Origin of the sequence: Polaribacter sp. (assembly GCF_039939415.1) — a bacterium.
Classification (GTDB): Bacteria; Bacteroidota; Bacteroidia; order Flavobacteriales; family Flavobacteriaceae; genus Polaribacter.
In genome coordinates, this window is record NZ_JBDVJE010000043.1 from 1 (window position 1) to 23324 (window position 23324).

Annotated in this window: 30 protein-coding genes and 1 tRNA gene; 14 read left to right on the forward strand and 17 right to left on the reverse strand. The window is 27.5% G+C overall.

Annotated features, from left to right (window positions below; genetic code table 11):
* Positions 1 to 131 precede the first annotated feature (131 nt).
* From ABJG40_RS06225 to ABJG40_RS06235, 3 genes are all read left to right on the forward strand, one after another.
* A complete protein-coding gene (locus ABJG40_RS06225) occupies positions 132 to 284 on the forward strand; it encodes an SsrA-binding protein (protein ID WP_348023714.1) in 153 nt (50 codons plus the stop codon).
* Between the two features lie 11 nt (positions 285 to 295).
* Complete coding sequence (locus ABJG40_RS06230) at positions 296 to 526, forward strand: DUF2007 domain-containing protein (RefSeq protein WP_348023715.1); 231 nt, start codon at positions 296 to 298, stop codon at positions 524 to 526.
* Positions 527 to 583: 57 nt separating this feature from the next.
* Positions 584 to 660, forward strand: a tRNA-Arg gene (locus ABJG40_RS06235).
* Between the two features lie 180 nt (positions 661 to 840).
* Here the strand turns inward: ABJG40_RS06235 and ABJG40_RS06240 are convergent.
* The 6 genes from ABJG40_RS06240 to ABJG40_RS06265 all read right to left on the reverse strand — a co-directional run bounded on the left by ABJG40_RS06240 (position 841) and on the right by ABJG40_RS06265 (position 4334).
* Positions 841 to 1029, reverse strand: a complete 189-nt coding sequence (locus ABJG40_RS06240; protein ID WP_348023716.1) for a hypothetical protein — start codon at positions 1027 to 1029, stop codon at positions 841 to 843.
* A 444-nt stretch (positions 1030 to 1473) separates the two neighbouring features.
* Positions 1474 to 1746: a hypothetical protein gene (locus ABJG40_RS06245; RefSeq protein WP_348023717.1), complete on the reverse strand. Its 273-nt coding sequence runs from the start codon at positions 1744 to 1746 to the stop codon at positions 1474 to 1476.
* Between the two features lie 2 nt (positions 1747 to 1748).
* Entirely contained in the window at positions 1749 to 2024 is a 276-nt protein-coding gene (locus ABJG40_RS06250) for an ATP-dependent Clp protease adaptor ClpS (protein ID WP_348023718.1), read from the reverse strand.
* Positions 2025 to 2047: 23 nt separating this feature from the next.
* Positions 2048 to 2884: a 50S ribosomal protein L11 methyltransferase gene (gene prmA / locus ABJG40_RS06255; RefSeq protein ID WP_348023719.1), complete on the reverse strand. Its 837-nt coding sequence runs from the start codon at positions 2882 to 2884 to the stop codon at positions 2048 to 2050.
* 77 nt (positions 2885 to 2961) lie between these two features.
* A complete protein-coding gene (gene tpiA / locus ABJG40_RS06260; RefSeq protein ID WP_348023720.1) occupies positions 2962 to 3720 on the reverse strand; it encodes a triose-phosphate isomerase in 759 nt (252 codons plus the stop codon).
* Between the two features lie 113 nt (positions 3721 to 3833).
* Positions 3834 to 4334, reverse strand: coding sequence for a TlpA disulfide reductase family protein (locus ABJG40_RS06265; RefSeq protein WP_348023721.1), 501 nt, complete (start codon positions 4332 to 4334; stop codon positions 3834 to 3836).
* A gap of 102 nt (positions 4335 to 4436) precedes the next feature.
* On the opposite strand from ABJG40_RS06265, the gene pyrF reads away from it, so the two are divergent.
* Both pyrF and ABJG40_RS06275 read left to right on the forward strand, forming a co-directional pair.
* Positions 4437 to 5252 (forward strand): orotidine-5'-phosphate decarboxylase, encoded by an 816-nt coding sequence (gene pyrF / locus ABJG40_RS06270; RefSeq protein ID WP_348023722.1) that lies wholly within the window; start codon positions 4437 to 4439, stop codon positions 5250 to 5252.
* A gap of 1 nt (position 5253) precedes the next feature.
* Entirely contained in the window at positions 5254 to 6039 is a 786-nt protein-coding gene (locus ABJG40_RS06275; protein WP_348023723.1) for a helical backbone metal receptor, read from the forward strand.
* Here the strand turns inward: ABJG40_RS06275 and ABJG40_RS06280 are convergent.
* Both ABJG40_RS06280 and ABJG40_RS06285 read right to left on the reverse strand, forming a co-directional pair.
* The gene (locus ABJG40_RS06280) at positions 6022 to 6219 is read right to left on the reverse strand and encodes a hypothetical protein (protein ID WP_348023724.1); all 198 of its coding nucleotides are present in this window, start codon (positions 6217 to 6219) and stop codon (positions 6022 to 6024) included. The genes ABJG40_RS06275 and ABJG40_RS06280 overlap by 18 nt on opposite strands.
* Before the next feature lie 58 nt (positions 6220 to 6277).
* The gene (locus ABJG40_RS06285) at positions 6278 to 7543 is read right to left on the reverse strand and encodes a hypothetical protein (RefSeq protein WP_348023725.1); all 1266 of its coding nucleotides are present in this window, start codon (positions 7541 to 7543) and stop codon (positions 6278 to 6280) included.
* Positions 7544 to 7985: 442 nt separating this feature from the next.
* Here ABJG40_RS06285 and ABJG40_RS06290 point away from each other — a divergent pair, with 442 nt between their 5' ends.
* Together ABJG40_RS06290 and ABJG40_RS06295 are read left to right on the forward strand one after the other, a co-directional pair.
* Complete coding sequence (locus ABJG40_RS06290) at positions 7986 to 8777, forward strand: histidine kinase (protein WP_348023726.1); 792 nt, start codon at positions 7986 to 7988, stop codon at positions 8775 to 8777.
* Entirely contained in the window at positions 8774 to 9484 is a 711-nt protein-coding gene (locus ABJG40_RS06295) for a LytTR family DNA-binding domain-containing protein (RefSeq protein WP_348023727.1), read from the forward strand. The genes ABJG40_RS06290 and ABJG40_RS06295 overlap by 4 nt, the downstream gene beginning before the upstream one ends.
* 7 nt (positions 9485 to 9491) lie before the next feature.
* Here ABJG40_RS06295 and ABJG40_RS06300 read toward each other — a convergent pair whose 3' ends face one another.
* The 3 genes from ABJG40_RS06300 to ABJG40_RS06310 are packed head-to-tail and all read right to left on the reverse strand — an operon-like array spanning position 9492 to position 10998.
* The gene (locus ABJG40_RS06300; RefSeq protein ID WP_348023728.1) at positions 9492 to 10196 is read right to left on the reverse strand and encodes a DUF4197 domain-containing protein; all 705 of its coding nucleotides are present in this window, start codon (positions 10194 to 10196) and stop codon (positions 9492 to 9494) included.
* Positions 10197 to 10248: 52 nt separating this feature from the next.
* Entirely contained in the window at positions 10249 to 10413 is a 165-nt protein-coding gene (locus ABJG40_RS06305; RefSeq protein ID WP_348023729.1) for a DUF5522 domain-containing protein, read from the reverse strand.
* Between the two features lie 57 nt (positions 10414 to 10470).
* A complete protein-coding gene (locus ABJG40_RS06310) occupies positions 10471 to 10998 on the reverse strand; it encodes a DUF4136 domain-containing protein (RefSeq protein ID WP_348023730.1) in 528 nt (175 codons plus the stop codon).
* 179 nt (positions 10999 to 11177) lie between these two features.
* Between ABJG40_RS06310 and ABJG40_RS06315 the strand changes: the two genes are divergently transcribed.
* The 3 genes from ABJG40_RS06315 to ABJG40_RS06325 all read left to right on the forward strand — a co-directional run bounded on the left by ABJG40_RS06315 (position 11178) and on the right by ABJG40_RS06325 (position 15489).
* Complete coding sequence (locus tag ABJG40_RS06315; protein ID WP_348023731.1) at positions 11178 to 11510, forward strand: hypothetical protein; 333 nt, start codon at positions 11178 to 11180, stop codon at positions 11508 to 11510.
* A 71-nt stretch (positions 11511 to 11581) separates the two neighbouring features.
* Positions 11582 to 15079 (forward strand): methylmalonyl-CoA mutase family protein, encoded by a 3498-nt coding sequence (locus tag ABJG40_RS06320; RefSeq protein WP_348023732.1) that lies wholly within the window; start codon positions 11582 to 11584, stop codon positions 15077 to 15079.
* 32 nt (positions 15080 to 15111) lie between these two features.
* Positions 15112 to 15489: a hypothetical protein gene (locus ABJG40_RS06325; RefSeq protein ID WP_348023733.1), complete on the forward strand. Its 378-nt coding sequence runs from the start codon at positions 15112 to 15114 to the stop codon at positions 15487 to 15489.
* Between the two features lie 205 nt (positions 15490 to 15694).
* Here the strand turns inward: ABJG40_RS06325 and ABJG40_RS06330 are convergent, their stop codons facing one another.
* Both ABJG40_RS06330 and ABJG40_RS06335 read right to left on the reverse strand, forming a co-directional pair.
* Positions 15695 to 16093: a hypothetical protein gene (locus tag ABJG40_RS06330; RefSeq protein ID WP_348023734.1), complete on the reverse strand. Its 399-nt coding sequence runs from the start codon at positions 16091 to 16093 to the stop codon at positions 15695 to 15697.
* Between the two features lie 2 nt (positions 16094 to 16095).
* Complete coding sequence (locus ABJG40_RS06335) at positions 16096 to 16440, reverse strand: hypothetical protein (RefSeq protein WP_348023735.1); 345 nt, start codon at positions 16438 to 16440, stop codon at positions 16096 to 16098.
* A 12-nt stretch (positions 16441 to 16452) separates the two neighbouring features.
* Between ABJG40_RS06335 and ABJG40_RS06340 the strand changes: the two genes are divergently transcribed.
* On the forward strand, positions 16453 to 16641 hold the full coding sequence (locus ABJG40_RS06340; RefSeq protein WP_348023736.1) for a hypothetical protein: 189 nt from the start codon (positions 16453 to 16455) through the stop codon (positions 16639 to 16641).
* Between the two features lie 222 nt (positions 16642 to 16863).
* Here the strand turns inward: ABJG40_RS06340 and ABJG40_RS06345 are convergent, their stop codons facing one another.
* The 3 genes from ABJG40_RS06345 to ABJG40_RS06355 all read right to left on the reverse strand — a co-directional run bounded on the left by ABJG40_RS06345 (position 16864) and on the right by ABJG40_RS06355 (position 18003).
* Entirely contained in the window at positions 16864 to 17367 is a 504-nt protein-coding gene (locus ABJG40_RS06345) for a MarR family transcriptional regulator (RefSeq protein ID WP_348023737.1), read from the reverse strand.
* 65 nt (positions 17368 to 17432) lie between these two features.
* Complete coding sequence (locus tag ABJG40_RS06350) at positions 17433 to 17783, reverse strand: hypothetical protein (RefSeq protein ID WP_348023738.1); 351 nt, start codon at positions 17781 to 17783, stop codon at positions 17433 to 17435.
* Positions 17764 to 18003 (reverse strand): RebB family R body protein, encoded by a 240-nt coding sequence (locus ABJG40_RS06355; RefSeq protein ID WP_348023739.1) that lies wholly within the window; start codon positions 18001 to 18003, stop codon positions 17764 to 17766. Before ABJG40_RS06355 ends, ABJG40_RS06350 begins: the two co-directional genes overlap by 20 nt.
* A gap of 293 nt (positions 18004 to 18296) precedes the next feature.
* On the opposite strand from ABJG40_RS06355, the gene ABJG40_RS06360 reads away from it, so the two are divergent.
* The 3 genes from ABJG40_RS06360 (at position 18297) to ABJG40_RS06370 (ending at position 20703) form a co-directional block, all read left to right on the forward strand.
* The gene (locus tag ABJG40_RS06360) at positions 18297 to 18836 is read left to right on the forward strand and encodes a sigma-70 family RNA polymerase sigma factor (protein WP_348023740.1); all 540 of its coding nucleotides are present in this window, start codon (positions 18297 to 18299) and stop codon (positions 18834 to 18836) included.
* Positions 18837 to 18875: 39 nt separating this feature from the next.
* Positions 18876 to 19751, forward strand: coding sequence for a sterol desaturase family protein (locus tag ABJG40_RS06365; protein WP_348023741.1), 876 nt, complete (start codon positions 18876 to 18878; stop codon positions 19749 to 19751).
* Positions 19752 to 19812: 61 nt separating this feature from the next.
* Positions 19813 to 20703 carry a dienelactone hydrolase family protein gene (locus ABJG40_RS06370; RefSeq protein ID WP_348023742.1) on the forward strand — a complete coding sequence of 297 codons (891 nt, stop codon included), beginning with the start codon at positions 19813 to 19815 and terminating at the stop codon, positions 20701 to 20703.
* A gap of 72 nt (positions 20704 to 20775) precedes the next feature.
* On the opposite strand, the gene ABJG40_RS06375 is transcribed toward ABJG40_RS06370, so the two are convergent.
* Entirely contained in the window at positions 20776 to 23313 is a 2538-nt protein-coding gene (locus ABJG40_RS06375; protein WP_348023743.1) for a M14 family zinc carboxypeptidase, read from the reverse strand.
* Positions 23314 to 23324 lie beyond the last annotated feature (11 nt).

The following is a 23324-nucleotide window of genomic DNA, read 5'->3' on the forward strand; positions in this document are numbered from 1 at the left end:
TTATCAGAAATTATTCTTCAAATTTTATTTTAAAAACTAACTAGAAAAGAATAGAACTTCTTTAAAAGCAACTCAACTATTAAAAGTTGAGTTATTTATTTTCAGTAAATTTGTATCTTGATTTACAACAAATGAAGAAAAAAGTTTTTAAAACTCTTGCAAAAATTAACAAATTAATTTTACCTTCTTTTACAAAAAAAGGATTGGACATTTCTAAAGCATCAAAAGCTCAACTTGCTTTAGTTGGATGGAGAGCTTATGTAACCTTAAATTCACTAGATTAAAAAACAATATTATGTTAACAGAACACATTAAAATATTTTCTGGTTCATCAATTATAGTTAGAGGTTTGCAAAACCTGTTAGATGAAAACAAAATTACTTATTTAGTCAAAGATCAATTTGAATCTGCAAGATTAGCTGGTTTTGGCGAACAAATGAACTCTGTAGAAATTCATGTTTTAGGTATAGACAAAGACAAAGCAAAATCTATTGTAGATAAATATAAAATAGAAATAAATTCATAAAAAGTTACAATAGTCTTTCTGTTTTAAAAAAATGCTATTATATTTGCACCCGCTTACGGCCATGTGGCGCAACTGAATAGCGCACTTGATTACGGCTCAAGAGGTTCTAGGTTTGAATCCTAGCATGGTCACCAATAAAACCAGTAATTTACATATTTTTGTAAATGCTGGTTTTTTTTCTGGAAATGTATTTTATGCATTTATAACAATATCAAATTATATTTAATTTTTAACTTACTTCTAAATGCTTAATACAAAAAAGGCCTTAAGCAAATGCTTAAAACCTTTTTATCTAACCAAACTTAGTATAAATACTAACTACTACTATCTTTAAAAATCTTTACAGACCCATATATTATTGCTATTAAAAACAGAGCAACCATAAAACCATCCACAGGTAAACCAGGTGGTGGTGGTGGTGGTGCTGGTGCTGGCACAACTTGTGCTATTCCTATAAAAGGAAGTAGAAATATTATAAATAATATTAAGATTCGCTTACCCAACTTTATTATTTTAATGTGTTAGACTCTTATCCCCTATAAAAGTCACTACAAATAAATAACATAATGGGTTACTAAATAAAGATTTTCGATGAATGGTATACTTTTGAAGATTTACCTCTTCTTTTTAACGATATTTGGAAACGTATTTTTTTAAACACACTTTTTAAACTAAAAAAATCAATTATTATTAAAAATCTCTCTTTCACTTCATCTATTCCTATCTAGCTTCTTTGAGTTTTACAAAATGCTACTTAGTTTTCTACATCAACCAAATAATTAAATGAACAAGGGAGTTTCTTTATTAAGGAGTAACTAAAAAATGTAGGATGAATGAAAGATAATATTCTGTAAAAAAAATGCTATTTTATTTTACAATTATTAAGCACAAAACTATATAAAATTGTTATTGCTTATTAAAAACAATAAAATGTCTTTAAGAAAAGTTTAATCTAAATACTGTTTTATTGCAATTCTATGTTCTGGAATACTTTTATCGTAGTTTTCGACCAACAATTCTAAAATCTGTGGAGGTTTTGTGCCGATTTCTTTTTTAGATTGATATCTAGAGACATACAAATTATAAGAATTATATCTCTTTTCGAAAATTAAAAAATGTGTTTCATTTAACTCTGTAAAACTAATTTCGTTTCCAGAAAAAGCATCTGATTCGTCTAAAAAGAAATCAGAAAACTCGTAATATTTAAAAACATTTTCCATAATTAAATTAATTCTGCAGACAAACCTAACTGTAACAACTTAGAGCACCTAGGTTCTAAATCTTTAAATTCACCAGATTTTACAGTACATTTCCCTTTATAATGAACCAAAGTTGCACATTGTTCTGCTTGCTCATATGTATGATCACAAACATCAATTAAAGATTCTATAACATGATCGAATGTGTTTACATCATCATTATGCAATACTATTTCATGTTGAAATACTTCTTGCTCTAATAAATCTACTTCTTCTTGAATTTTTTCTTTTGTACTCATACTATAAAAATATAAAATATTTTTTACTCTTTGTTATATTTTAACGCAACCCAATTATTTCTTTCGATATAGGTTTCTAACTTTAAATTGTATTTAGAAACCTCAGCATCTATTATAGGGATGTCTTCTAGATAAAAACCACTTAAAAGTAATACTCCATTTTCATTTAACGAATTTGCATATACTTTCATATCCATTAACAAGATATTTCTGTTGATATTGGCAATAATAACATCATATTTTTTATTGATTAAAAGAGATGAATCTCCTTCATACACAGAAATATTCTTACAATTATTTCTCTCTACATTTTCTAAAGAGTTTTCATAACACCAATTATCAATATCTATTGCATCTGTAGGATTTGCGCCTTTCATTTCAGCAAAAATTGCTAAAATTCCTGTTCCACAACCCATATCTAATACTTTTTTATTCTCTAAATCTAAATTTAATAAATGCTGTACCATCATGTGTGTAGTTTCATGATGACCAGTACCAAAACTCATTTTAGGCTCAATTATAATATCATATTTTAAATTAGGGTTTTTATGAAACGGCGCACGAATACTCACTAAATCATCAACTTGAATAGGTGTAAAATTCTTTTCCCATTCTGCATTCCAATTTGTTTGTTCAACTTCATTTAGATTATATTTTATAGAAAATTCATCCGAATTTAAAACAAAAATAGTTTCAAGAATATTTTTACTCCATTCTTCTTTCTGAATATAAGCTGTAACTCCGGTTTCAGTTTCAACAAAACTTTCGAAACCTACAGAACCTAACTCTGCAATAAGAATCTCTGTTGCAGGTTCTTTAGGAGCTACTGTAAAATTGTATTCTATATAAATATTATCCATAAATTATTTGTAAAAAAAATGCATCAAGATTTTAAAATCTCGATGCAAATTTATTGTAAAATTCTTTAAATACGATATTAAATAGCTTTAATAATTCCTGTAAAATCGTCGACTTTTAAAGCTGCTCCACCAATTAAACCTCCATCTACATCTGGTTTAGAGAAAATTTCTTCTGCATTTGCAGGCTTTACACTTCCTCCATATAAAATAGAAACAGCATCTGCCACTTCTTTATTGTATTTTTTCTCTATGATACTTCTAATAAAAGCATGCATTTCTTGTGCCTGTTCTGCACTTGCAGTTTCTCCTGTTCCAATTGCCCAAACTGGCTCATAAGCTAAAATGATACTTTTCCAAGCATCTGCTTCTAAATGAAATAATGCATTAGATAATTGGCTTTCTACCACTGCAAAATGATTGTCAGATTTTCTATCCTCTAACAATTCGCCAAAACAAAAAATTGTTTCTAAATCATTTTCAATAATTGCATCAACTTTCTCTGCTAAAGAAGCATCTGTTTCATTAAAATAAGTTCTTCTTTCTGAGTGACCTAAAATTACAGTTTCTATTCCGATTGCTTTTAACATATCTGCAGAAATCTCACCTGTATATGCTCCGTTTTTAGCTTGGTGCATGTTTTGCGCAACAACTTCTATTTTAGAATCTTTTGCAGCTTTTACAGAAGCTGATAAATTAACAAAAGTAGGAGCTACAATTACACGAGTATTTTTTAATTTCTCTTTTTTAATTGCTTTTTTTAAATCTTTGATAAGTTTTTTACTTTCTTTCTTATCATTATTCATTTTCCAGTTTCCTGCTACTATTTTAGATCTCATAATTATAATTTTATTCCTAAAGAATAGGAGTTTATCTATTTTTTATTTTGATGTAAATTTAAGAAATGGAAAAACAAAAAACGTAGAGAAAAACAAATAGTTACTAAAACGTTTTATATAGATTTTTTTAGCGCAGTTATTATAGCATTATCAGAAGCATTTATAGCTTTAAACAAAGAAATATTTCCGCTTTCATTAACGACAATATATCTAGGAATCCAACTTAAATTTAAAAAATCTACCAAATCTCCTTTTTTCATCCCTTTTGGTAAGTTGTAATGTTCTCCTTTAATATTATATTTTTTTACACCTCTTTTCCAAGAAGCTACTCTTTCATCAACGGATAAAAATAAAAACACTACTTCTGGATATTCTTTTTGTAAAATTTTTACTTTTGGCAATCCTTTTAAACAATCTCTACACCATGAAGCCCAAACATCAATTAAAATATTTTTTCCTTTATGTTGGTTTAAAACTTCTTTAAATGTTGATGGAACATCATTTAAATTATATACATTTTCATTTAATGCTTTTTCCGAGAATTCTGTTGGTTTTTCAAAATTACAACTTACAAAAAAAAGTAATAAAACTACTATTGATAATTTTTTAAACATATTTTGTTTTTGTTTTTTGTCATCAAATATATCTATTACTTACAATTTGACTCTTATTTTAAAAACAAAAATACCTACTTTTGCATAACTTTTAGAAAACAAATGACAACACAAGAACTTATTGCTCAAATTAAAAAGAAAAAATCATTTTTATGTATTGGATTAGATGTGGATTTAAATAAAATTCCACCTTATCTTTTAAAAGAAGAAGATCCAATTTTCGAATTTAACAAAGCAATTATTGATGCTACTCATCATTTATGTGTTGCCTATAAACCAAATACCGCTTTTTATGAAGCTTATGGTTTAAAAGGTTGGCAATCTTTAGAAAAAACGATTAATTACTTGAATGAAAATCACCCTGAAATTTACACAATTGCCGATGCAAAACGTGGAGATATTGGAAATACTTCTACCATGTATGCAAAAGCATTTTTTGAAGATTTAGCTTTTGATTCTGTAACTGTTGCACCATACATGGGAAAAGATTCTGTAGAACCTTTTTTAGCTTTTGAAAACAAACACACCATTATGTTAGCTTTAACTTCTAACGAAGGTGCTTTTGATTTTCAAACTAAAGAAGTGGATGGAAAAGAATTATACAAACAAGTTTTAGAAACTTCTAAAGGATGGAAAAACGCTGAAAACTTAATGTATGTTGTTGGTGCTACAAAAGCAGAATATTTTAAAGAAATTAGAAAAATAGTTCCTACTTCTTTTTTATTAGTTCCTGGTGTTGGTGCCCAAGGTGGTAATTTACAAAATGTTTGTAAATATGGTTTAGCTGATAATATTGGACTTTTAATAAACTCATCTAGAGGAATTATTTATGCTTCTAAAGATGAAAACTTTGCAAGTTCTGCTGCTGAAAAAGCTAAGGAACTACAAACTCAAATGGCTGAAATTTTAAATCAATAATTTGAAAAAGTTCCAAGATCAAATTGGAAATATTTTGGAGTTAAAAAAAACTCCTCTAAGAATTGTTTCTTTAGTGCCTAGTCAGACCGAGTTATTGGTTGATTTAGGTTTAGAAAATTCAATTATTGGTATTACAAAATTTTGCATATATCCTTCAACATTAAGAAAAGAGAAGGCTATTGTTGGCGGCACTAAAACTATTAACATTGAAAAAATAAAGGCTTTAAAACCCGATATTATTCTTTGCAACAAAGAAGAAAACACCAAAGAAATTGTTGAAACTTGTCTTAAAATTGCACCAACTCATGTTTCTGATATTTTTACTATTGATGATGTCATAAACCTAATCAATCAGTATGGAAAAATTTTTGATTGTGTTTCTAAATCTTCTAAAATTCTAAATGAATTAACCATAAAACTAACCAATTTTCAAAAATTTATAAAAACAAAAAAGTCTAAAAAAATTGCTTATTTTATTTTGAAAAGCCCATGGATGGTTGCTGGAAACACTACTTTCATCAATCATTTATTGGAATTAAATAATTTTGAAAATGTTTTTAGAAACAAAGAACGCTATCCAGAAGTTGACATTACCAAACTACCTTCTGTTGATGCTATTTTATTGTCATCTGAGCCTTATCCTTTTAAAGAAAAGCACATTTTTGAATTAGAAAATATATTACCTAATGTAAAAGTTATGCTTGTTGATGGAGAAATGTTTTCTTGGTACGGAAGTAGACTTTTAAAAGCTTTTACTTATTTTAAAACGCTAAGAAATAGCATTTGAAGTTTCTTTATCTAAATACTTAACTCTGTTTCGTTTTTCTAAAACTTTCATAGCCTTAAAAGCAGATCTATCACTTTTACTTTCATCAACATATTTATAATCATTAGCTCTTTCTACCAATCTATTATAGCGTTCTTCTAATTGTTTTCGATATCTTTTAAGTTGATTTAGTCGTGACACATTTAAGAATTTTGCCCCTTAAACACAATACAAATACTTGATTTACAGGTAATTATTTTTATTTTAAATTATATGTAATTGATTCATCTTCAGGTAATATTAATTGATAATCATAACCATCAATTATTTTTCTTAAGCCATGATAAGTTCCATCATTTGGCAACTTAATTTTATTTGATTTTATATCTTCTCTAATAGACTTTAAGTTAATTATAATCCATTTATTCTCTTTAGCAAAAACAGTAAAAAGATTATATTTTTGATAATAGTTACTATACTTTTTTAAATTATCTATTTGCTTACCATCTTCTACATAAAATGGTCTCCAAGAATTTATACTAGAACTAATCGTACTATTTCCTTTTGCTAATTCTTCGGTTAAATTTCCAATATCAAAAGCTGAATTTGAGATAATTTCTGACGCGTGTAAACTTCCTATTTTAACAAACATTTTAGCATTTTTATTCTTGTTATAAATCTTTAATAAATTATTTCTCATGTAACTTATTCTGTCTGCATGTGACCCTTTTCTCCACCTTAAATAAATATCCCAGCTAAACTTTAAATCATTAATTATAGTTATTGCTTTAACATCGTTTTTATCAAATTGATTAAAAAAATCAATTACACTTTTCTCTTTTTCAATTAATGCCAAAGCACTTTCTATTTTCCTTTCTTCGTCCTCTTTTAAATATTTAAAGATGATTTCGTCTACTTTCTCTTTTAATTCATGAATTTCTTTATAGTTTTCTTTATGCGCTGCTTCTTTTAATAATTCGTCAGTAAAAAATAATATTGAATACATATATTCTTGGTCAATTCCCCAAAGATTCATTTTATATTCTCTTATTGTTTTTAAAAAACTAGCATCTTCTATTCCTGCAAAAAACGGAATAGGGTCTGCTGTTTCTCCTAATTCTTTATGCTTATATTTTTTCATAAAAGCATTCATGTTTTCTTCCGTTTTTGAGAATGGCGAAGACAACTCTATCAATTTTTGTGCGCTGTTAGGTCCAACTTCAGCTAAAAAGTTACTAAAATTAGCTTTACTTAATAATGGTATTAATGCTTTCGTTAAAATAGACGTTTGCTTAGAATAATGACTCTCTCCAAAAACTATAAATTGAGATTCATCAATCATTTCCTGAAGTATATTTTTTCCTTCTCCTTCAATTTTATAATTATCAATAGTAAAATAAGCCAACTTACTATGTATATAAGCTGTGTCAATTTCTTTAATAGTGACATTAACATTTTTTATAGCCTTCTGTTTTTGACATGAACAGATTAATAAAGTTACAAGTATTATTAAAGATTTTTTCATTGTATCGTTTTTTTAATTACACCACAATAGTACATTACAAATACAACTACTTTATTTTTATTACACCTATATACTTATTCATTACACGAACTATTATATTTAATGTGATAAAATTTTAGTTTTACAAAAACATCTGTTTATATAAAGAAAAGTAAGGTTTGTCCTGTTTTTTATTTTGAAGAAAACAAAATTATATCTTTGACTTATGAAAGTTAATAAAGAATTAAAATACAACATACTAGTAATTATCACACTAATTATCTTAGATTTTGGTTGGCATTTTTTTGTTTCAAGTAAGGAACTGATACTATTTTATGTTTTCATTTTTACGTTAACATTTAGTCTTATCTTTTTTATTACCTACCTTTTAAACTATTATTATTTTTTACCAAAATTATTAGATAAAAAAAAGTATATACTATTTGCGTTATCAATAGTTTTAATGATTTTTACCTTCGCAGGTATTCGTTTTCTATTAGAAGAAGTTATTTTACTATACTTTTTAGACATTCATAATTACAATCTTAAACAAGATAATATTATTTTTATTTATTTAACAGATAGTTTTATTTATGCTTTTAAAGCCTGTTTATATAGTACAATAGTGTATTTATTATTTAAGTATAATGAAAACAAAAGCAAACTACATCAATTAAATATAGAACATAAACAAGCTCAATTAACAACTTTAAAAGCTCAAATTAGTCCGCATTTTCTATTTAATACATTAAATAATTTCTATTCAGAATTATATGACGAAAAACCAGAAACTGCCAAGGCTATTTTAAAACTATCTCAATTATTAAGGTATGTTACTTATGAAGCTTCAGAAGATTTTATGCCAATTAAGAAAGAAATAGACTTTATTGAAGATTATATTTATTTTTTTAAAAGAAGATATGAAGATAACTTTCAAATTCATTTAGAGATTAACGGAACTATAGAAAACCAACAGATTCCATCTTTAATTTTGATTCATTTTATTGAAAATGTTTGCAAACACGGAATTATAAATGACAAAAATCGTCCAGCAAAAATTAAGATTAACATCAGTAATAAAGAAATAGAAATTAGCACAGAAAATCATATTAATAATTCAGAAAAATATATGGATTCTGGTATTGGAACAGAAAACATTAAACAAAGGTTAGCTGTTATTTTTAAAGATAGTTATATTTTAGAGGCTCAAAAAACAGATACTAAATTTAAAGCTTATTTAAAGTTTCCATTATGAGCAAACAACTAACTTGCGTAATTGTAGATGATGAACCGCCAGCAATTAGGTTATTAGAAAAATATGTAGCTAAAATTTCTTTTTTAGAATTAAAAGGTACATATACAAATCCGCTAGAAGCACTTCAAAGCATTGAAAAAGAACATATTGATTTGGTTTTTTTAGATATCCAAATGCCAGAAATAACTGGAATTCAATTATCGAAAATTATCAATCAAAAAACAAAAATTATTTTTACAACAGCGTATCCACAATTTGCATTGGAAAGTTATGATGTTTCTGCTGTAGATTACCTTTTAAAACCAATTGAGTTTGAAAAATTTTATAAAGCTGCCTTAAAAGTAAATCAAAAAGAAACAGTTGTAGAAACTACTTCTAAAAATGATGAATATCTCTTTTTTAAAACAGATGGAAAAAACAAGTTTTCAAAAGTATTTACAAGAGATATTTTGTATGTAGAAGGTTTAAAAAACTATATTTCTATCTATTTAAAAGACAAACGGATTATAACGTATAGTACTTTAAAACATGTAGCAGAAAATTTACCAAAATCAGATTTTACTCAAATACACAAATCATATATTGTATCTATAAAACACATTGATAAAATTGATAATGATTCTCTTTTTATAAACAAAGAAGAGCTCCCAATAGGAAATACCTACAGAAAGCTCTTCTTTGAAAAAATAGCGAATAATCAGCTATAATTATGTTTTAATCTTGCAACGCAAAAACTTGCTTTAACAAGGCCGTATCTCTTAAACCAACTTTTTCTCTAATTCCTTTTTCTTCAACTTCAATCATAGTAAACACACCTTTTAAAGCTTGGTTTGTTACATATTGAGTTAAATCTGGATTTACTTTCTTTACAAAAGGAATAGAATTGTATTTATTAATTAAATTATTCCAAACTTTATCTGCTCCTACTTTAGAAAAAGAATTACTAATTACTGGACTAAAACTTGCCGTTAAGTTTTCTGTAGTTTTACCTTGTAAATAAGTTGTTGCCGCATTTTGATCTCCTAATAAAATATTTTTTGCATCTGTAAAAGTCATATCTTTTACAGCATCTACAAAAATTGGAGTTGCTGTTTTAACAGCATCTTCTGCTGCTCTATTTAAAACCTTAATTCCTTCATCTGCAAGATTTCCTAAACCAATTTTACGCAAACCTTTATCTACAGCTTGTAATTCTTCTGGTAATAAAATTTTAACCAAATCGTTTTTATAAAACCCATCTGTAGATGTTAATTTAGAAACTTGATTTTTAATTCCGTTATCTAAGGCTTGCTTTAAACCATTACCTATTTGTTCATTACTTAAAACACCACTCTCTGTTACTTGGTTTACAACTTTTTGTAATTCTGCACATCCTACAAACTGAATTGCAATAACTAATACTAAAATTCTTTTTATCATTATTTTAAATTTATATATTCTTATGAAACTATTTTTTCTATAAAGTCACTTATTATTTAAAACTATCTGTTTTTTTATCATAACCATAAGGACAATGTTTACAACCACTTTTACAACAATACCCTCTTTTTAAGTGAAATTTTTCTGTAAAAACTTTATAGCCTTTTTCGTTTAAATAAAAATCACCTTCCTCTAAAGGAATTCTTTGATTATACATTTTGCAAAAATAGTTTTTATTCCATAAAAAAAGCGTTCTTAAGAACGCTTTTAATTTTTATTTATCTTCACTTGGAGGAAACTTAGCAATTATTTCTTTTACAAATAAATTAATCCTTTCTACTTTTTTAGCTCTATTTTGAAGTTTTAAAGCTCCAGTACCTACTCCTTGCCAAATCAATTCTTTCTTTTCTTTATCAATAAAGTCAATAAATAGAGTTCCTTCTGTATATTGATTTATATTCATATTATTATTATTCATTCCTCCCCACCAAGGATTCCAACCAAACCCTACATTATTTTGATTAATATTTACTTTTTCTCTAGATTTTGTAAAAATACCCACCAACATATCTGGTTTTTTAGATTTTGTAAATCCTTTAGCCAATAATTCTGTTTCAATAGCTCTTAAAATTCGTTTCTTATCTAAATCAGAAATTTTAGCTTTATCAATTTCTGGCTTATAAAAAGCATAGGTTTTATATTTTGTAAAATCTACTTTAGAATCATAATCTGAAACTACTTTTATAGTGCTACAAGATGATAATAAAACAATACTTAACAATAAAAGAATACTTTTTTTCATAATAATTAGTTTTTAAATTAATGAATGAATTAACCAAATAGAAATATAATTTCTTTATTTTTTATGATAAAACTCTGACTATTAACACATCAATAAACATGCCATTTTTTTTTTAATATTAAAAAACGATTTTTGTATGTATTAACATAATATATTTATTTTGGACTGATATTTGTTTTATGATAGTTATGATTTATATTTCTAAATTTATTGTCCCTAAAGGATTTTCAGCAATTACACTTTTCCCTTTTATCTTTTTAAAGAAAGAAAACCTTAAAAAAGATACAATTTTAATCAATCATGAAAAAATCCATTTAAAACAACAACAAGAATTATTTGTCATTTTATTCTATATTTTTTATGCATTAGAATGGATCTATAAATTCTTTATTTATAAAAATAGTTATCTTACTTATTTAAATTTAAGCTTTGAAAGAGAAGCTTATCAAAATGAAAAAAACAAGAATTATTTAAAAAACAGAAAGTATTTTAATTTTACAAATTATTTATAAAATATCAACAAACAAGCCAGTATTTTATTAATTTACTAAATTGACCCTCAAAAAACCAATATAAATTACGAATGAACACAACAAAACCATATAAACCTAAACATAAAGTAAGAATTATTACTGCTGCTGCACTTTTTGATGGACATGATGCTGCAATTAACATTATGCGTAGAATTATTCAATCTACTGGAGTTGAAGTTATTCATTTAGGTCATGATAGATCTGTTGAAGAAATTGTTAATTGTGCCATTCAAGAAGATGTAAATGCTATTGCAATTACCTCTTATCAAGGAGGACATAATGAGTATTTTAAATACATGTATGATTTACTAAAAGAAAAAGATGCTTCTCATATCAAAATTTTTGGTGGTGGTGGTGGTGTAATTCTTCCTGAAGAAATTAAAGTTTTAATGGATTATGGAATTACACGAATTTATTCTCCTGATGATGGAAGAGAACTTGGTTTACAAGGAATGATAAATGATTTGGTTAAAACCGCTGATTTTACAATTGGAGATAAATTAAATGTTGAAGTAGAAAATTTACCTAACAAAGAGTCTGACAAAATTGCTAGAATTATATCATCCGCAGAAAATTTCCCTGAGGTTGCAAAAGAAACTTTAGAAAAAATTTATACCAAAAACAAAAATTCTAAAACGCCTGTTTTAGGAATTACAGGAACTGGTGGTGCAGGAAAATCTAGTTTAGTTGATGAATTAGTTCGTCGTTTTTTAATAGACTTTCCAGATAAAACAATAGGATTAATTTCTGTTGACCCATCAAAAAGAAAAACTGGTGGCGCGCTTTTAGGTGATAGAATTAGAATGAATGCTATTAATAACCCTAGAGTTTATATGCGTTCTTTAGCAACGCGCCAATCTAATTTAGCATTATCTAAACATGTAAATGAAGCCATAGAAGTTTTAAAAGCTGCTGAATTTGATTTAATCATTTTAGAAACATCAGGTATAGGACAATCTGACACAGAAATTATAGAACATTCTGATACTTCTTTATATGTAATGACACCTGAGTTTGGTGCAGCAACTCAATTAGAAAAAATTGACATGTTAGATTTTGCTGATTTAGTAGCTATCAATAAATTTGATAAAAGAGGGGCTTTAGATGCTGTTAGAGATGTAAAAAAACAATATATGCGCAACAATAATTTGTGGCATATCAATCAAGAAGATTTACCTGTTTTTGGAACAATTGCATCTCAATTTAACGACCCAGGTATGAATACTTTATACAAAAGTATAATGGATAAATTGGTTCAAAAAACTGGAGCAGATTTAAAATCTAACATGGAAATTACTAAAGAAATGTCTGAAAAGATATTTGTAATTCCACCAAAAAGAGTTCGTTATTTATCTGAAATTGCTGATGAAAATAGAGATTACAATCAAAAAGTTGACGAACAAGTTATTGTCGCTCAAAAATTATATGGAATTTATCAAACTATTCTATCTTTAACTGATGTCATTTCGACTGAAATGGAGAAATCTCTATTAACAAAATCTGGATTAAATATTAATGAGATTTTTCGACAAGCTCAAAATGACAAGGCGTATGTCATTTCGAAAGAAGGAGGAACGACTGACGAGAAATCTCAAAAAATATTTTTAGAATTATTACTAGCTCAATTTGACAAAGTAAAAATGAATTTAAATCCACATAATTGGGAAACCATTTTAAACTGGCAAAAAAAAGTAAACAAGTACCAAAATCCTTTATACACATTTAAAGTTCGAGATAAAGAAATAAATATTGAAACACATTCAGAATCACTTTCACATACACAAATACCAAAAATAGCATTACCTAAATACAAAGCTTGGGGAGATTTATTACGTTGGAATTTACAAGAAAATGTGCCGGGAGAATTTCCTTTTACAGCAGGTTTATATCCTTTTAAAAGAACAGGTGAAGACCCAACAAGAATGTTTGCTGGAGAAGGTGGCCCAGAAAGAACCAACAGACGTTTTCATTATGTAAGTTTAGGAATGGATGCAAAAAGACTTTCTACTGCTTTTGATTCTGTTACTTTATATGGAAATGATCCTGATTTAAGACCAGACATTTATGGAAAAATTGGTAATGCTGGAGTTTCTATTTGTTGTTTAGACGATGCTAAAAAACTGTATTCTGGTTTCGATTTAAGTCATCATATGACTTCTGTTTCTATGACTATAAATGGACCAGCACCAATGCTGTTAGGGTTTTTTATGAATGCTGCCATAGATCAAAATTGTGAAAAATACATCAAAGAACATCAACTAGAAAAAGAAGTTGAAGCAAAATTCAAAGAAATTTATGATTTAAAAGATTTAGAAAGACCAAAATATCAAGGAGAATTACCAGAAGGAAATAATGGTTTAGGTTTACTATTGTTGGGGTTAACTGGTGATTTAGTTTTACCATCCGAAGTTTATCAACAAATAAAAAAAGACACTTTAGCACAAGTTAGAGGAACTGTACAAGCAGATATTTTAAAAGAAGATCAAGCACAAAATACGTGTATTTTTTCTACAGAATTTGCACTGCGTTTAATGGGTGATGTACAAGAATATTTTATTGAAAAACAAGTAAGAAACTTTTATTCGGTTTCTATTTCTGGATATCATATTGCAGAAGCTGGTGCAAATCCTATTACACAATTGGCATTGACGTTATCAAATGGATTTACGTACGTTGAATATTATTTATCAAGAGGAATGGATATTAATAAATTTGGACCAAATTTATCATTCTTTTTCTCAAACGGAATTGATCCAGAATATTCTGTAATAGGTAGAGTTGCACGTAAAATTTGGGCAAAAGCTATGAAAAATAAATATGGAGCTAACTCAAGAGCACAAATGTTAAAGTATCATATTCAAACTTCTGGACGTTCTTTACACGCTCAAGAAATAGATTTTAATGATATTAGAACAACACTTCAAGCTTTGTATGCCATTAACGATAATTGTAATTCTTTACACACAAATGCCTATGATGAAGCTATTACAACTCCAACAGAAGAATCTGTAAGAAGAGCCATGGCAATTCAATTAATTATCAATAAAGAATTAGGTTTAACTAAGAATGAAAACCCAATTCAAGGTGCATTTATTATTGAAGAATTAACTGATTTAGTTGAAGCTGCTGTTCTAGAAGAGTTTGATAGAATTACAGAAAGAGGAGGCGTTTTAGGTGCTATGGAAACCATGTATCAACGCTCTAAAATACAAGAAGAAAGTTTGTACTATGAAACTTTAAAACATAATGGGGATTTCCCTATTATTGGTGTAAACACGTTTTTAAGTTCAAAAGGTTCTCCAACTCTACAACCAGCAGAAGTAATTCGTGCAACTGAAGCAGAGAAACAATATCAAATTAAAACTAAAGAGAATCTTAATAAAGCAAATCCAACTAAAGTTAAAAAACAAATTGCAAGTTTACAAGAAGCTGCCATTCAGAATGAAAACTTATTTGAAAAGTTAATGGAAGCCACAAAAGTTTGTTCTTTAGGTCAAATTACTGATGCTTTATTTAAAGTTGGTGGGCAGTATAGAAGGAATATGTAGAAGGCAATGCATTTAATAATTATTTTTAAAGTATGAATAAAGAACATATTAAAAACCCAGAAACAGAATATCAAAGGCAATTAGAAATTGAAAAATATTATGATAAAGTACTCACTAAAGAGGAGGCTAAAATTTTAAACAACTGCACAACAAAGGTAGATAGCACCATAATCTCAATAGGTTTCGCACTAAAGTCTACGGACGATTTAAATGTTGCACGTTTAATGTTTCTTACAGAAGACCCTAATGAGGAAAGTGCTAATTTAGATAGAGCTATGAAAATTGTTGGCCATGTAGATAGAAAAAAAGCTTTAGACCGTTTAACAGATATAAAAGATGAAGACCTTACTGAAGTTGAAAATATCGTTATTAATAGATTATTAAGAAGAGATTATATAATTCTTGATTAATTTAAGAGTTCAAACAAATGTATATTTTTATTTTTTTAGCAGTTCTTATTAAGTAAATATTTCATAGATAAATTTATTATTTATACTGAAACTAATAAAAATTTTAAAATTATAATGCCAAATTTGGGAATGTAGATGATATTTTGAAAGACTCCTTGCTTCCAAAAGAATAACCCCACTCAAATTGAGTGGGGTTTTATATTTATTAATTATCTTTTATTAATAAATTCTCCCTCTTTTTCATTCTTAAATTATTCTCTTTATTAACTTTTCTGCCATTTAAAAAGAATACAATAAAAAGGATCATTACGATTCCTAGATAAATTGAAAATCCACCAATTTTTACACTCAAAGCCTCAACCAAATCTTTATAGCTTGACAGACTGTAAATAGAAATAATTCTTAAAGCAAAACCAATATTTAGCAAGTAAAAACCAATTTTAAAAAGTTTGTTGGTTGCCATAGCAATTTCTACTTTTTGACTAAAAATATCTAACATAAAAATTTTACTATTTTTAAATAAATGTTGCGATACAAATGTTGTTAAACCAATTGCTATTGGTAAATAAATGATGTAAGCGATTAATTCTAATGAAGTGTTCATAATTATTTATTTTTAAAATGTTTGTGAATTAAATAAACTGAATAAATATTGATAAAATGTAAACCTGCAATTATTAGTAAAATGTAACTTAGTCTGTCTGAAACTTCAACAATCATTTCGGTTGTATTATAAATTTCTCTCATAGAATGTAAACTCCAAATTGCTAAACCAATGTTTAATAAGTAATAAGCTATTCTTAATAATTTATTGATTCCGTTTCCAAAATTAATATCATTTGGAAAATAATTTAAGATGTATACTATTCCGTTTTTGTAACATAAATTACCAACTACAATTACAATGTAACTTGATAATAGAATATATAATATATAGGTTAACTGGTTCATAATTCTTTTTTTATGGATTCAATAATATATGTCCAAAATATAGATAAAGGAATTGGGGCAAACCAAAAAATTATAATAACTACATCTTTAACTGGAATGTGCCTTTCAAACTCAAAGAATAAAAAAACACCCAAAAAATACAATACTACAGATAATAAATATATAAGTATGAACTTAAAATTCTTTATTTTTTTATGGTAAAACAATGTTATAAATGAAGAAGAAACCTGGAAGCAACCTAATGCAAAAGCTATATATAATGAATAGAATAAGTAGCCTGAATCTAGAATTGAAATTAAAAGAGAGATTATAAAAGGAATCATAAAAATCCTATTAATCCAAGTCAATATTGAGATATTAATATTCATAATTTATTTATTTTAAAACTTTCAGAAATTTATGAAAGTTTGTGTTCAAATTTTTTTACTTTTTTACCATTTTTGTAAAGTTAGACAGCAACCAATGTTCATCTGCTTTTATTGCATTTTCTAATATAGAATTTACCTTTGTAGTTACAGAAGATAAATCTCCTAAAACCTTTTTAAACTGCTCTCCCTCTTCTGAAGAATCATCAATTTTTTTCAATTCGTCTAACACTTTTATTACAGGTTCTATTTCTCTTTTCTTTCGTTCTTTGGTAATCTGTTTAAACAATTCCCAAATATCTTTATCAGCTACAAAAAATTCTTTACGCTCACCTACTACAAATTCTTTTGAAACAATTCCCCAATCAATTAATGCTCTAACATTCATATTTACATTTCCACGAGAAATTTTTAAAGTATCCATAATGTCTTCTGCAGAAAGAGGTTTTGTAGAAACTAATAACAAAGCATGTACTTGCGCCATAGTTTTGTTAATTCCCCAAGAAGTAGCTAAACTACCCCAAGTCTGAATGTATTTATTTTTTGCTTCATTTAATTCCATGCAACAAATGTACAACAAATTACTTAACTTTCAATAATTACTGAAAGTTAAATAATTTAATTCTTTTATTTTTTTTCAGAAGAATTCAAACTATCTATCAATTCCTTTAAATCTTTTAAAGAATTTGTAACATTGTTTTCTTTTACAACATCATTTATTAACTGAATAGCTTCTTGCGGACTTGAATTTAACATCGTTTTTGCAGCAGCTGCTGTTACCGCATTTTGTAATGTATGTAATTGTTGTTGTTGTTGCACAATATTCATCATTTCTATACTTGCTGCTTGTGCAGTAATTTGGTTAGAAATAGAATCTAAACTAAAACTACTATCTTTTAAAAATCCGTTAACTTGTTTAATAGCATCAATTATTTGGCTATTTACTGTTTTTTCTGAATTATTGTTTGTTTCCGGCATCTTTTGTGGCTAAAATAGTTGTTACACATTGCGTTGTTACAGCTTGAGATAATATACTAGCTTGTTGTTGTTGATTTACTGAGTTCTCCATTAACAACCCCATAGAATGTGCTAATGATTGATAAACATTACCCATTGCCATTGCTGGTGCTTCTGCCACCACTTTTACATTAGATTGTGTTACTGCATCTGTAATTTGAGAATTTACTGTATCTGCCATTTTTAATATTTTTAAATTTATAATAACCTAAATGTATAAAAATGAATTAATATAATTTTAAAATAACCTGAAATTCAGGTGTTTATACTTATTAAAATGGTAAAATCTACTTTACAAAAAAAACTTTAACTTAAATGCATCTTTTTCAATAACTTTAAGTCTATTATATGAATCTTAAAAAATAATATCATGAAAAATAATAATTGTACTTGTAGTTGTGCAGAATGTAACACTGAGAATTGCAAAAATTGTACTTGCCAAAACTGTACATGTTCTAATTGTAATTGTTAAAAATGACAACAAAACAAGTTTGGGCTTCTTATTCTGAAGACTTAAAACGATTTATCATCAGCAAAGTAAAAAATAATACCATTGCTGATGATATTTTGCAGGATACTTTTATCAAAATTCATACAAAACTGCACACATTAAAAGATTTAAATAAACTAAAATCTTGGTGTTTTACCATTACTAGAAACTCTATTTTAGATTATTGGAAATCCACAAATCAAACTTATGAAATTGCAAATTTTGAGAATGAAACAGAAATTTCAGAAAACATTCATACAGAAAAAGATTGTTTACGTGGAATTTTAAAAGGACTTCCTAAAAAATATAGAGATCCGTTGTTTTTATCAGATATAAAAGGTTTAAAGCAAAAAGAAATTGCCAATCAATTAAACCAAACTTTACCAACAACAAAATCGCAAATACAACGTGCAAGAAAATTAATAGCTCAAGGATTCATAGATTGTTGTGGTTTTGAACTCAATAATAATGGAAAATTAATTGGCGAAATAAAAGACAAACAAGATTGCAAAGTTTGTAAATAATTTCGACAAACTATTAAAGGATTATAATTATATTTAAAAATGAAAAAATATCTAGATGCATTTTTAAATGCTTTTAATGGAACTGTAGATTGGACATGGAAATCTATAATTTTTGATGTGCCTTGGTATACTAATTATTTTTGGGGATTAATAACAATATCCCTTATTGTTTGGGGATTAGAAATAGCCTTTCCTTGGAGAAAAAATCAAGCAATAATTAGAAAAGATTTTTGGTTAGATGCATTCTATATGTTTTTTAACTTCTTCATTTTTTCTATTGTAATTAGTGGAGTTTATGAAGTTCTAGGTTTATTATTTAATGAGTTTAATATTACTTCAAATAGTTTGGCAATATTCGATATTTCTAAATGGAAACCTTGGCTACAACTCTTAGTGTTTTTTATAATTTTAGATTTTGTACAATGGTTTACACATGTACTTTTACATAAATACCCAATTTTATGGAAATTCCACAAAGTACATCACAGTGTAAAAGAAATGGGGTTTGCAGCACACTTAAGATACCATTGGATGGAAAACATTCTTTACAAACCTTTAAAAACTTTTGGAGTAATGCTTATTGGTGGTTTTGAACCAGAACAAGCTTATATTGTTCATTTTATAACCATTGCAATTGGACATTTTAACCACTCGAATATTAAAATTACTTATGGTATTTTTAAATATATTCTAAACAATCCTGTAATGCACTTATACCATCATGCCTATGTTTTGCCTGAAGGAAAAAACGGCATGAATTATGGAATTAGCTTAAGCATTTGGGATTATATTTTTAAAACTGATTACATTCCTGAAGAAAGTGGAACTATCGAATTGGGGTTTAAAGGAGAAGAAAATTTTCCGAAAGATTTTATTCATCAAAATCTTTACGGATTCAAAAAAAATAAACAATAAATTCTTACTCATTTTTTAAGTATATTAGTGGATATAATTTAACCAATTAATACCCTCAACTATGGATGCACTTAAAAAAGAAGACATTAATCAAGAAGTATTTGATTTATATGATGATTATGCACACAACAAAATAACAAGAAAAGAGTTTCTACAAAAACTATCTTTATACGCTGTTGGTGCAATTACTTTACCTGCTTTATTAAGTTTTATTTCACCTAATTATTTAGATTCCATTATAGTACCTGCAGATGACCCTAGGTTAAAATCAGAGTTTATCAATTTCGATTCTCCAAAAGGTGGAGGTGTAATTAAAGGGTTATTTTCTATTCCTAAAAACACAACAAAGAAACTACCAGGAATTATTGTTGTTCACGAAAATCGTGGTTTAAACCCATATATAGAAGATGTTGGAAGAAGAGCAGCATTAGAAGGTTTTGTTTCTTTAGCTCCAGATGCTTTATCACCTTTAGGTGGTTATCCTGGTAATGATGATGATGGAAGAATTATGCAGAAAAAAAGAGATAAATTTGAAATGTTAGAAGATTTTATAGCTGCCTACAATTACCTTAAAAACCACAAAGATTGTAATGGTAAAATTGGTGTTGTTGGTTTTTGTTTTGGTGGATGGGTTTCTAATATGATGGCAGTAAAAGTTCCAGATTTAGGTGCTGCAGTTCCTTATTATGGAAGACAACCTAGTGATGAACTTGCTGCTAAAGTAAAAGCTCCTTTATTATTACAGTATGGAGAATTAGACAAAAGAGTAAATGCTGGTTGGCCTGCTTATGAAAAAGTTTTAAAAACAAACAATATACCACACACAGCACATTTTTATCCAAATGTAAATCATGGTTTTCACAATAATACAACACCAAGATATGATAAAGCAGCTGCAGATTTATCTTGGGAAAGAACTATTGAATTTTTTAATAAGTATTTAAAATCTTAATCATAAATAAAATATAAAAAAGAGCGTTAACTAAGTTAACGCTCTTTTTTATTTATAACAACTATTTAGTATTTACCTTGGCACTCTAACCTCTCCACCTAAAAATAACGCATTTAAAAACAACTTATTTGTTCCATACCAAGCACCTCTAAAATTAGGATTATCAGCAAATAATATTGCTCTACCTCTACCCAAAGGGCTTACTAATAATGATGCTGATGGTTTAATAAAATTGTCTAAATTGTTTTTAGATACAAATCCATCTATATGTGGGTTTTCCGTATATTTTGCAACGGTTGCATACGCACTTTTACTTGGTGCTAAAAACACCATATTATTTTTATACACTGGCAATTTAGAAGATCTATATCCAAATCCTAAAGGATGAGTTACATCTAAATCTACCTCAAAAATTGCACCTCCTACTCTTTCCCTTCCATAATTTTCAGAAGCATCAACATAAGGCTTTCTTTTAATTTCTTTTTTGTCTTTTTCTTTAGACTTTGGCTTTTTTGTTAAACTTTCTTTCACCATTTTTTTATCAATCAACCATTTAGAACCACCTGCAATTGTTATTAAAGTATTTCCTTTAGCAGCCCAATCTTTTAATTTATTTCTTTGGATGGAATCTAACTCACTATAGCTCCCAGAAACCATTACCAAAGTGTTGTATTTATCTAAATTTGCTCTTCTGTAATTAGACATTCTAATTTTAGTAATTGGCATATGAATTCTAGTATCTAATAAATGCCAAACTTCACCAGCTTCATAAGAATTTGTTCCTTCACCAATTAACATAGCCGCTTTTGGTTTTTCTAAGGCTCTAAAATTATTACTTCCTAAATCAATTCCTTTTAAACTAAATCCGCTATTTGTTCCAAAAACAGGAATTTCAAATTTTTCTTGAGCTTCAGTTATAATTTTAAAAACTTCATCACTCGATTTTTTTTGTTTACTAACAGGTATTAACAAACTACCATAATTAAAATTTTTATCACCTGCTGATGTATTAATCGAAAAAGGTTTAAAAGCAGCAGCAACAGTTAATCCTTTGCTTTGCATATAATATAATGCTGCTGGCGAGTTGTAATCATCCCAATCAATGATATAAGCATAACTCGATTTTTTGATTTTAGTATTCTGAATTAAATTTTCTGTTGATGTTATTTCTGTTCCTAAATTTATCGTTTTTTTCTCTTGATATTTAATGTTGTAAAAGTTCGCTAAACTCCAAGCTGATGCATCATAAAAAACACTATCTCTATACTTGCTATAAGTTTCGAACATTGTTTGCACCATTCTTTGTTGTGGTTGTTTTAAAGGTACAGTATAAGTATCTCCACTTTTGTACACTTTAATTTTATGCGTTAACAATTGCTCAATAAAATCTTTTGCTCTGTTTTTATCGTACTTCTCTTGAAACTCATAACCTGCTAAACCCGATTTTACTTTTTTAGTAACTGCAGATTTAAAAAATTCTTGCTGATATTTTCTTAAAAAACCTTTGTTTTCTACAGCTGCTTTTATCGTTGCAAAAGTTGATATATACTGATTTCTGATGGTAAAAGGAAATGTAATTGTACCATAATCTGTATCTTGAATATGACCTCTAGAACTTGCTTGCTCAAATAACAAAGCCAAACCTCCTTGTAAATCTGGGTATGAAGATCCATAACCAGGATACGTGCCATCAAAAGATTCTTTAGTATAATATAAAGAACCAACTTTGTCTAAAGCATTTGCAAAATAAGGCGCAAATAAATTGTTTAAATCCTCATAATTTTCTTTTGGCATAATAGGATCCCAAGAACCAATTGGTTTCATTGGCTCAAAAAAGTGATGACTATTTGTACCCATTTCGTGAAAATCAGTCACTACATTTGGGTACCAAGAATGTATCCATTTTAATTTTGCTTTGCTCTCAGGATGCACAGCCAACAACCAATCTCTATTTAAATCGAACCAATAATGATTTGTTCTACCTCTTGGCCAACCTTCTGTATGTTCTGCATCTACATTATCAGAAACCAAATTTTTTGCTTGATATTGATTTGCCCATTGTGTGTGTCTATCTCTTCCATCAGGATTTATAGCAGGATCAATAAAAATAACCGACTTTTCTAAATAATTTAAAACCTCTGCATTATTAGAAGCAACCAAAGTGTAAGCCGTTAACAAAGCTGCTTCTGCTCCAGAAGGTTCATTTCCGTGAACATTATAACCTAATTGAATTATTACTGGAACATCATCATAATTTTTAGCAGTTGTTTCTGTATCAACAAATTTTAAATGCTCAGATTTAATGTTCGCTAAATTTTGTAAGTTTTTAGGTGATGAAACTGCGAACATTACCAGTTTTCTTTTTTCATGCGTTTTTCCATAAATTTCTATGGATGCCCTGTCTGAAACCTCAGCCAATTTTGTTAAATAAGCTACAATTAAATCGTGCCTTGTATGATGTTCTCCAATTCCATAACCCAAAAACTCTTCTGGAGTTGGAATTTTAGTATCAAAAGGTACTTTGTCTTTAAAATAATAATCTTGTGCTGCTAAAGTTTGTATTAAAACTAAAGTAAAAAGGAAGGTAAAAAAGTGTTTTGTAAATTTCATAATACTGCAAA

Coding starts and splice junctions, on each gene's coding strand:
- ABJG40_RS06340 (WP_348023736.1), top strand. CDS start 16,453: ATGGATTCAATAATATATGTCCAAAATATAGATAAAGGAATTGGGGCA.
- ABJG40_RS06265 (WP_348023721.1), bottom strand. CDS start 4,334: ATGTTTAAAAAATTATCAATAGTAGTTTTATTACTTTTTTTTGTAAGT.
- ABJG40_RS06225 (WP_348023714.1), top strand. CDS start 132: ATGAAGAAAAAAGTTTTTAAAACTCTTGCAAAAATTAACAAATTAATT.
- ABJG40_RS06365 (WP_348023741.1), top strand. CDS start 18,876: ATGAAAAAATATCTAGATGCATTTTTAAATGCTTTTAATGGAACTGTA.
- ABJG40_RS06315 (WP_348023731.1), top strand. CDS start 11,178: ATGATAGTTATGATTTATATTTCTAAATTTATTGTCCCTAAAGGATTT.
- ABJG40_RS06350 (WP_348023738.1), bottom strand. CDS start 17,783: ATGCCGGAAACAAACAATAATTCAGAAAAAACAGTAAATAGCCAAATA.
- pyrF (WP_348023722.1), top strand. CDS start 4,437: ATGACAACACAAGAACTTATTGCTCAAATTAAAAAGAAAAAATCATTT.
- ABJG40_RS06355 (WP_348023739.1), bottom strand. CDS start 18,003: ATGGCAGATACAGTAAATTCTCAAATTACAGATGCAGTAACACAATCT.
- ABJG40_RS06325 (WP_348023733.1), top strand. CDS start 15,112: ATGAATAAAGAACATATTAAAAACCCAGAAACAGAATATCAAAGGCAA.
- ABJG40_RS06320 (WP_348023732.1), top strand. CDS start 11,582: ATGAACACAACAAAACCATATAAACCTAAACATAAAGTAAGAATTATT.
- ABJG40_RS06250 (WP_348023718.1), bottom strand. CDS start 2,024: ATGAGTACAAAAGAAAAAATTCAAGAAGAAGTAGATTTATTAGAGCAA.
- ABJG40_RS06285 (WP_348023725.1), bottom strand. CDS start 7,543: ATGAAAAAATCTTTAATAATACTTGTAACTTTATTAATCTGTTCATGT.
- ABJG40_RS06305 (WP_348023729.1), bottom strand. CDS start 10,413: ATGTATAATCAAAGAATTCCTTTAGAGGAAGGTGATTTTTATTTAAAC.
- ABJG40_RS06300 (WP_348023728.1), bottom strand. CDS start 10,196: ATGATAAAAAGAATTTTAGTATTAGTTATTGCAATTCAGTTTGTAGGA.
- ABJG40_RS06230 (WP_348023715.1), top strand. CDS start 296: ATGTTAACAGAACACATTAAAATATTTTCTGGTTCATCAATTATAGTT.
- ABJG40_RS06245 (WP_348023717.1), bottom strand. CDS start 1,746: ATGGAAAATGTTTTTAAATATTACGAGTTTTCTGATTTCTTTTTAGAC.
- ABJG40_RS06345 (WP_348023737.1), bottom strand. CDS start 17,367: ATGGAATTAAATGAAGCAAAAAATAAATACATTCAGACTTGGGGTAGT.
- ABJG40_RS06370 (WP_348023742.1), top strand. CDS start 19,813: ATGGATGCACTTAAAAAAGAAGACATTAATCAAGAAGTATTTGATTTA.
- ABJG40_RS06290 (WP_348023726.1), top strand. CDS start 7,986: ATGATTTTTACCTTCGCAGGTATTCGTTTTCTATTAGAAGAAGTTATT.
- ABJG40_RS06310 (WP_348023730.1), bottom strand. CDS start 10,998: ATGAAAAAAAGTATTCTTTTATTGTTAAGTATTGTTTTATTATCATCT.
- tpiA (WP_348023720.1), bottom strand. CDS start 3,720: ATGAGATCTAAAATAGTAGCAGGAAACTGGAAAATGAATAATGATAAG.
- ABJG40_RS06375 (WP_348023743.1), bottom strand. CDS start 23,313: ATGAAATTTACAAAACACTTTTTTACCTTCCTTTTTACTTTAGTTTTA.
- ABJG40_RS06330 (WP_348023734.1), bottom strand. CDS start 16,093: ATGAACACTTCATTAGAATTAATCGCTTACATCATTTATTTACCAATA.
- ABJG40_RS06295 (WP_348023727.1), top strand. CDS start 8,774: ATGAGCAAACAACTAACTTGCGTAATTGTAGATGATGAACCGCCAGCA.
- prmA (WP_348023719.1), bottom strand. CDS start 2,884: ATGGATAATATTTATATAGAATACAATTTTACAGTAGCTCCTAAAGAA.
- ABJG40_RS06360 (WP_348023740.1), top strand. CDS start 18,297: ATGACAACAAAACAAGTTTGGGCTTCTTATTCTGAAGACTTAAAACGA.
- ABJG40_RS06335 (WP_348023735.1), bottom strand. CDS start 16,440: ATGAACCAGTTAACCTATATATTATATATTCTATTATCAAGTTACATT.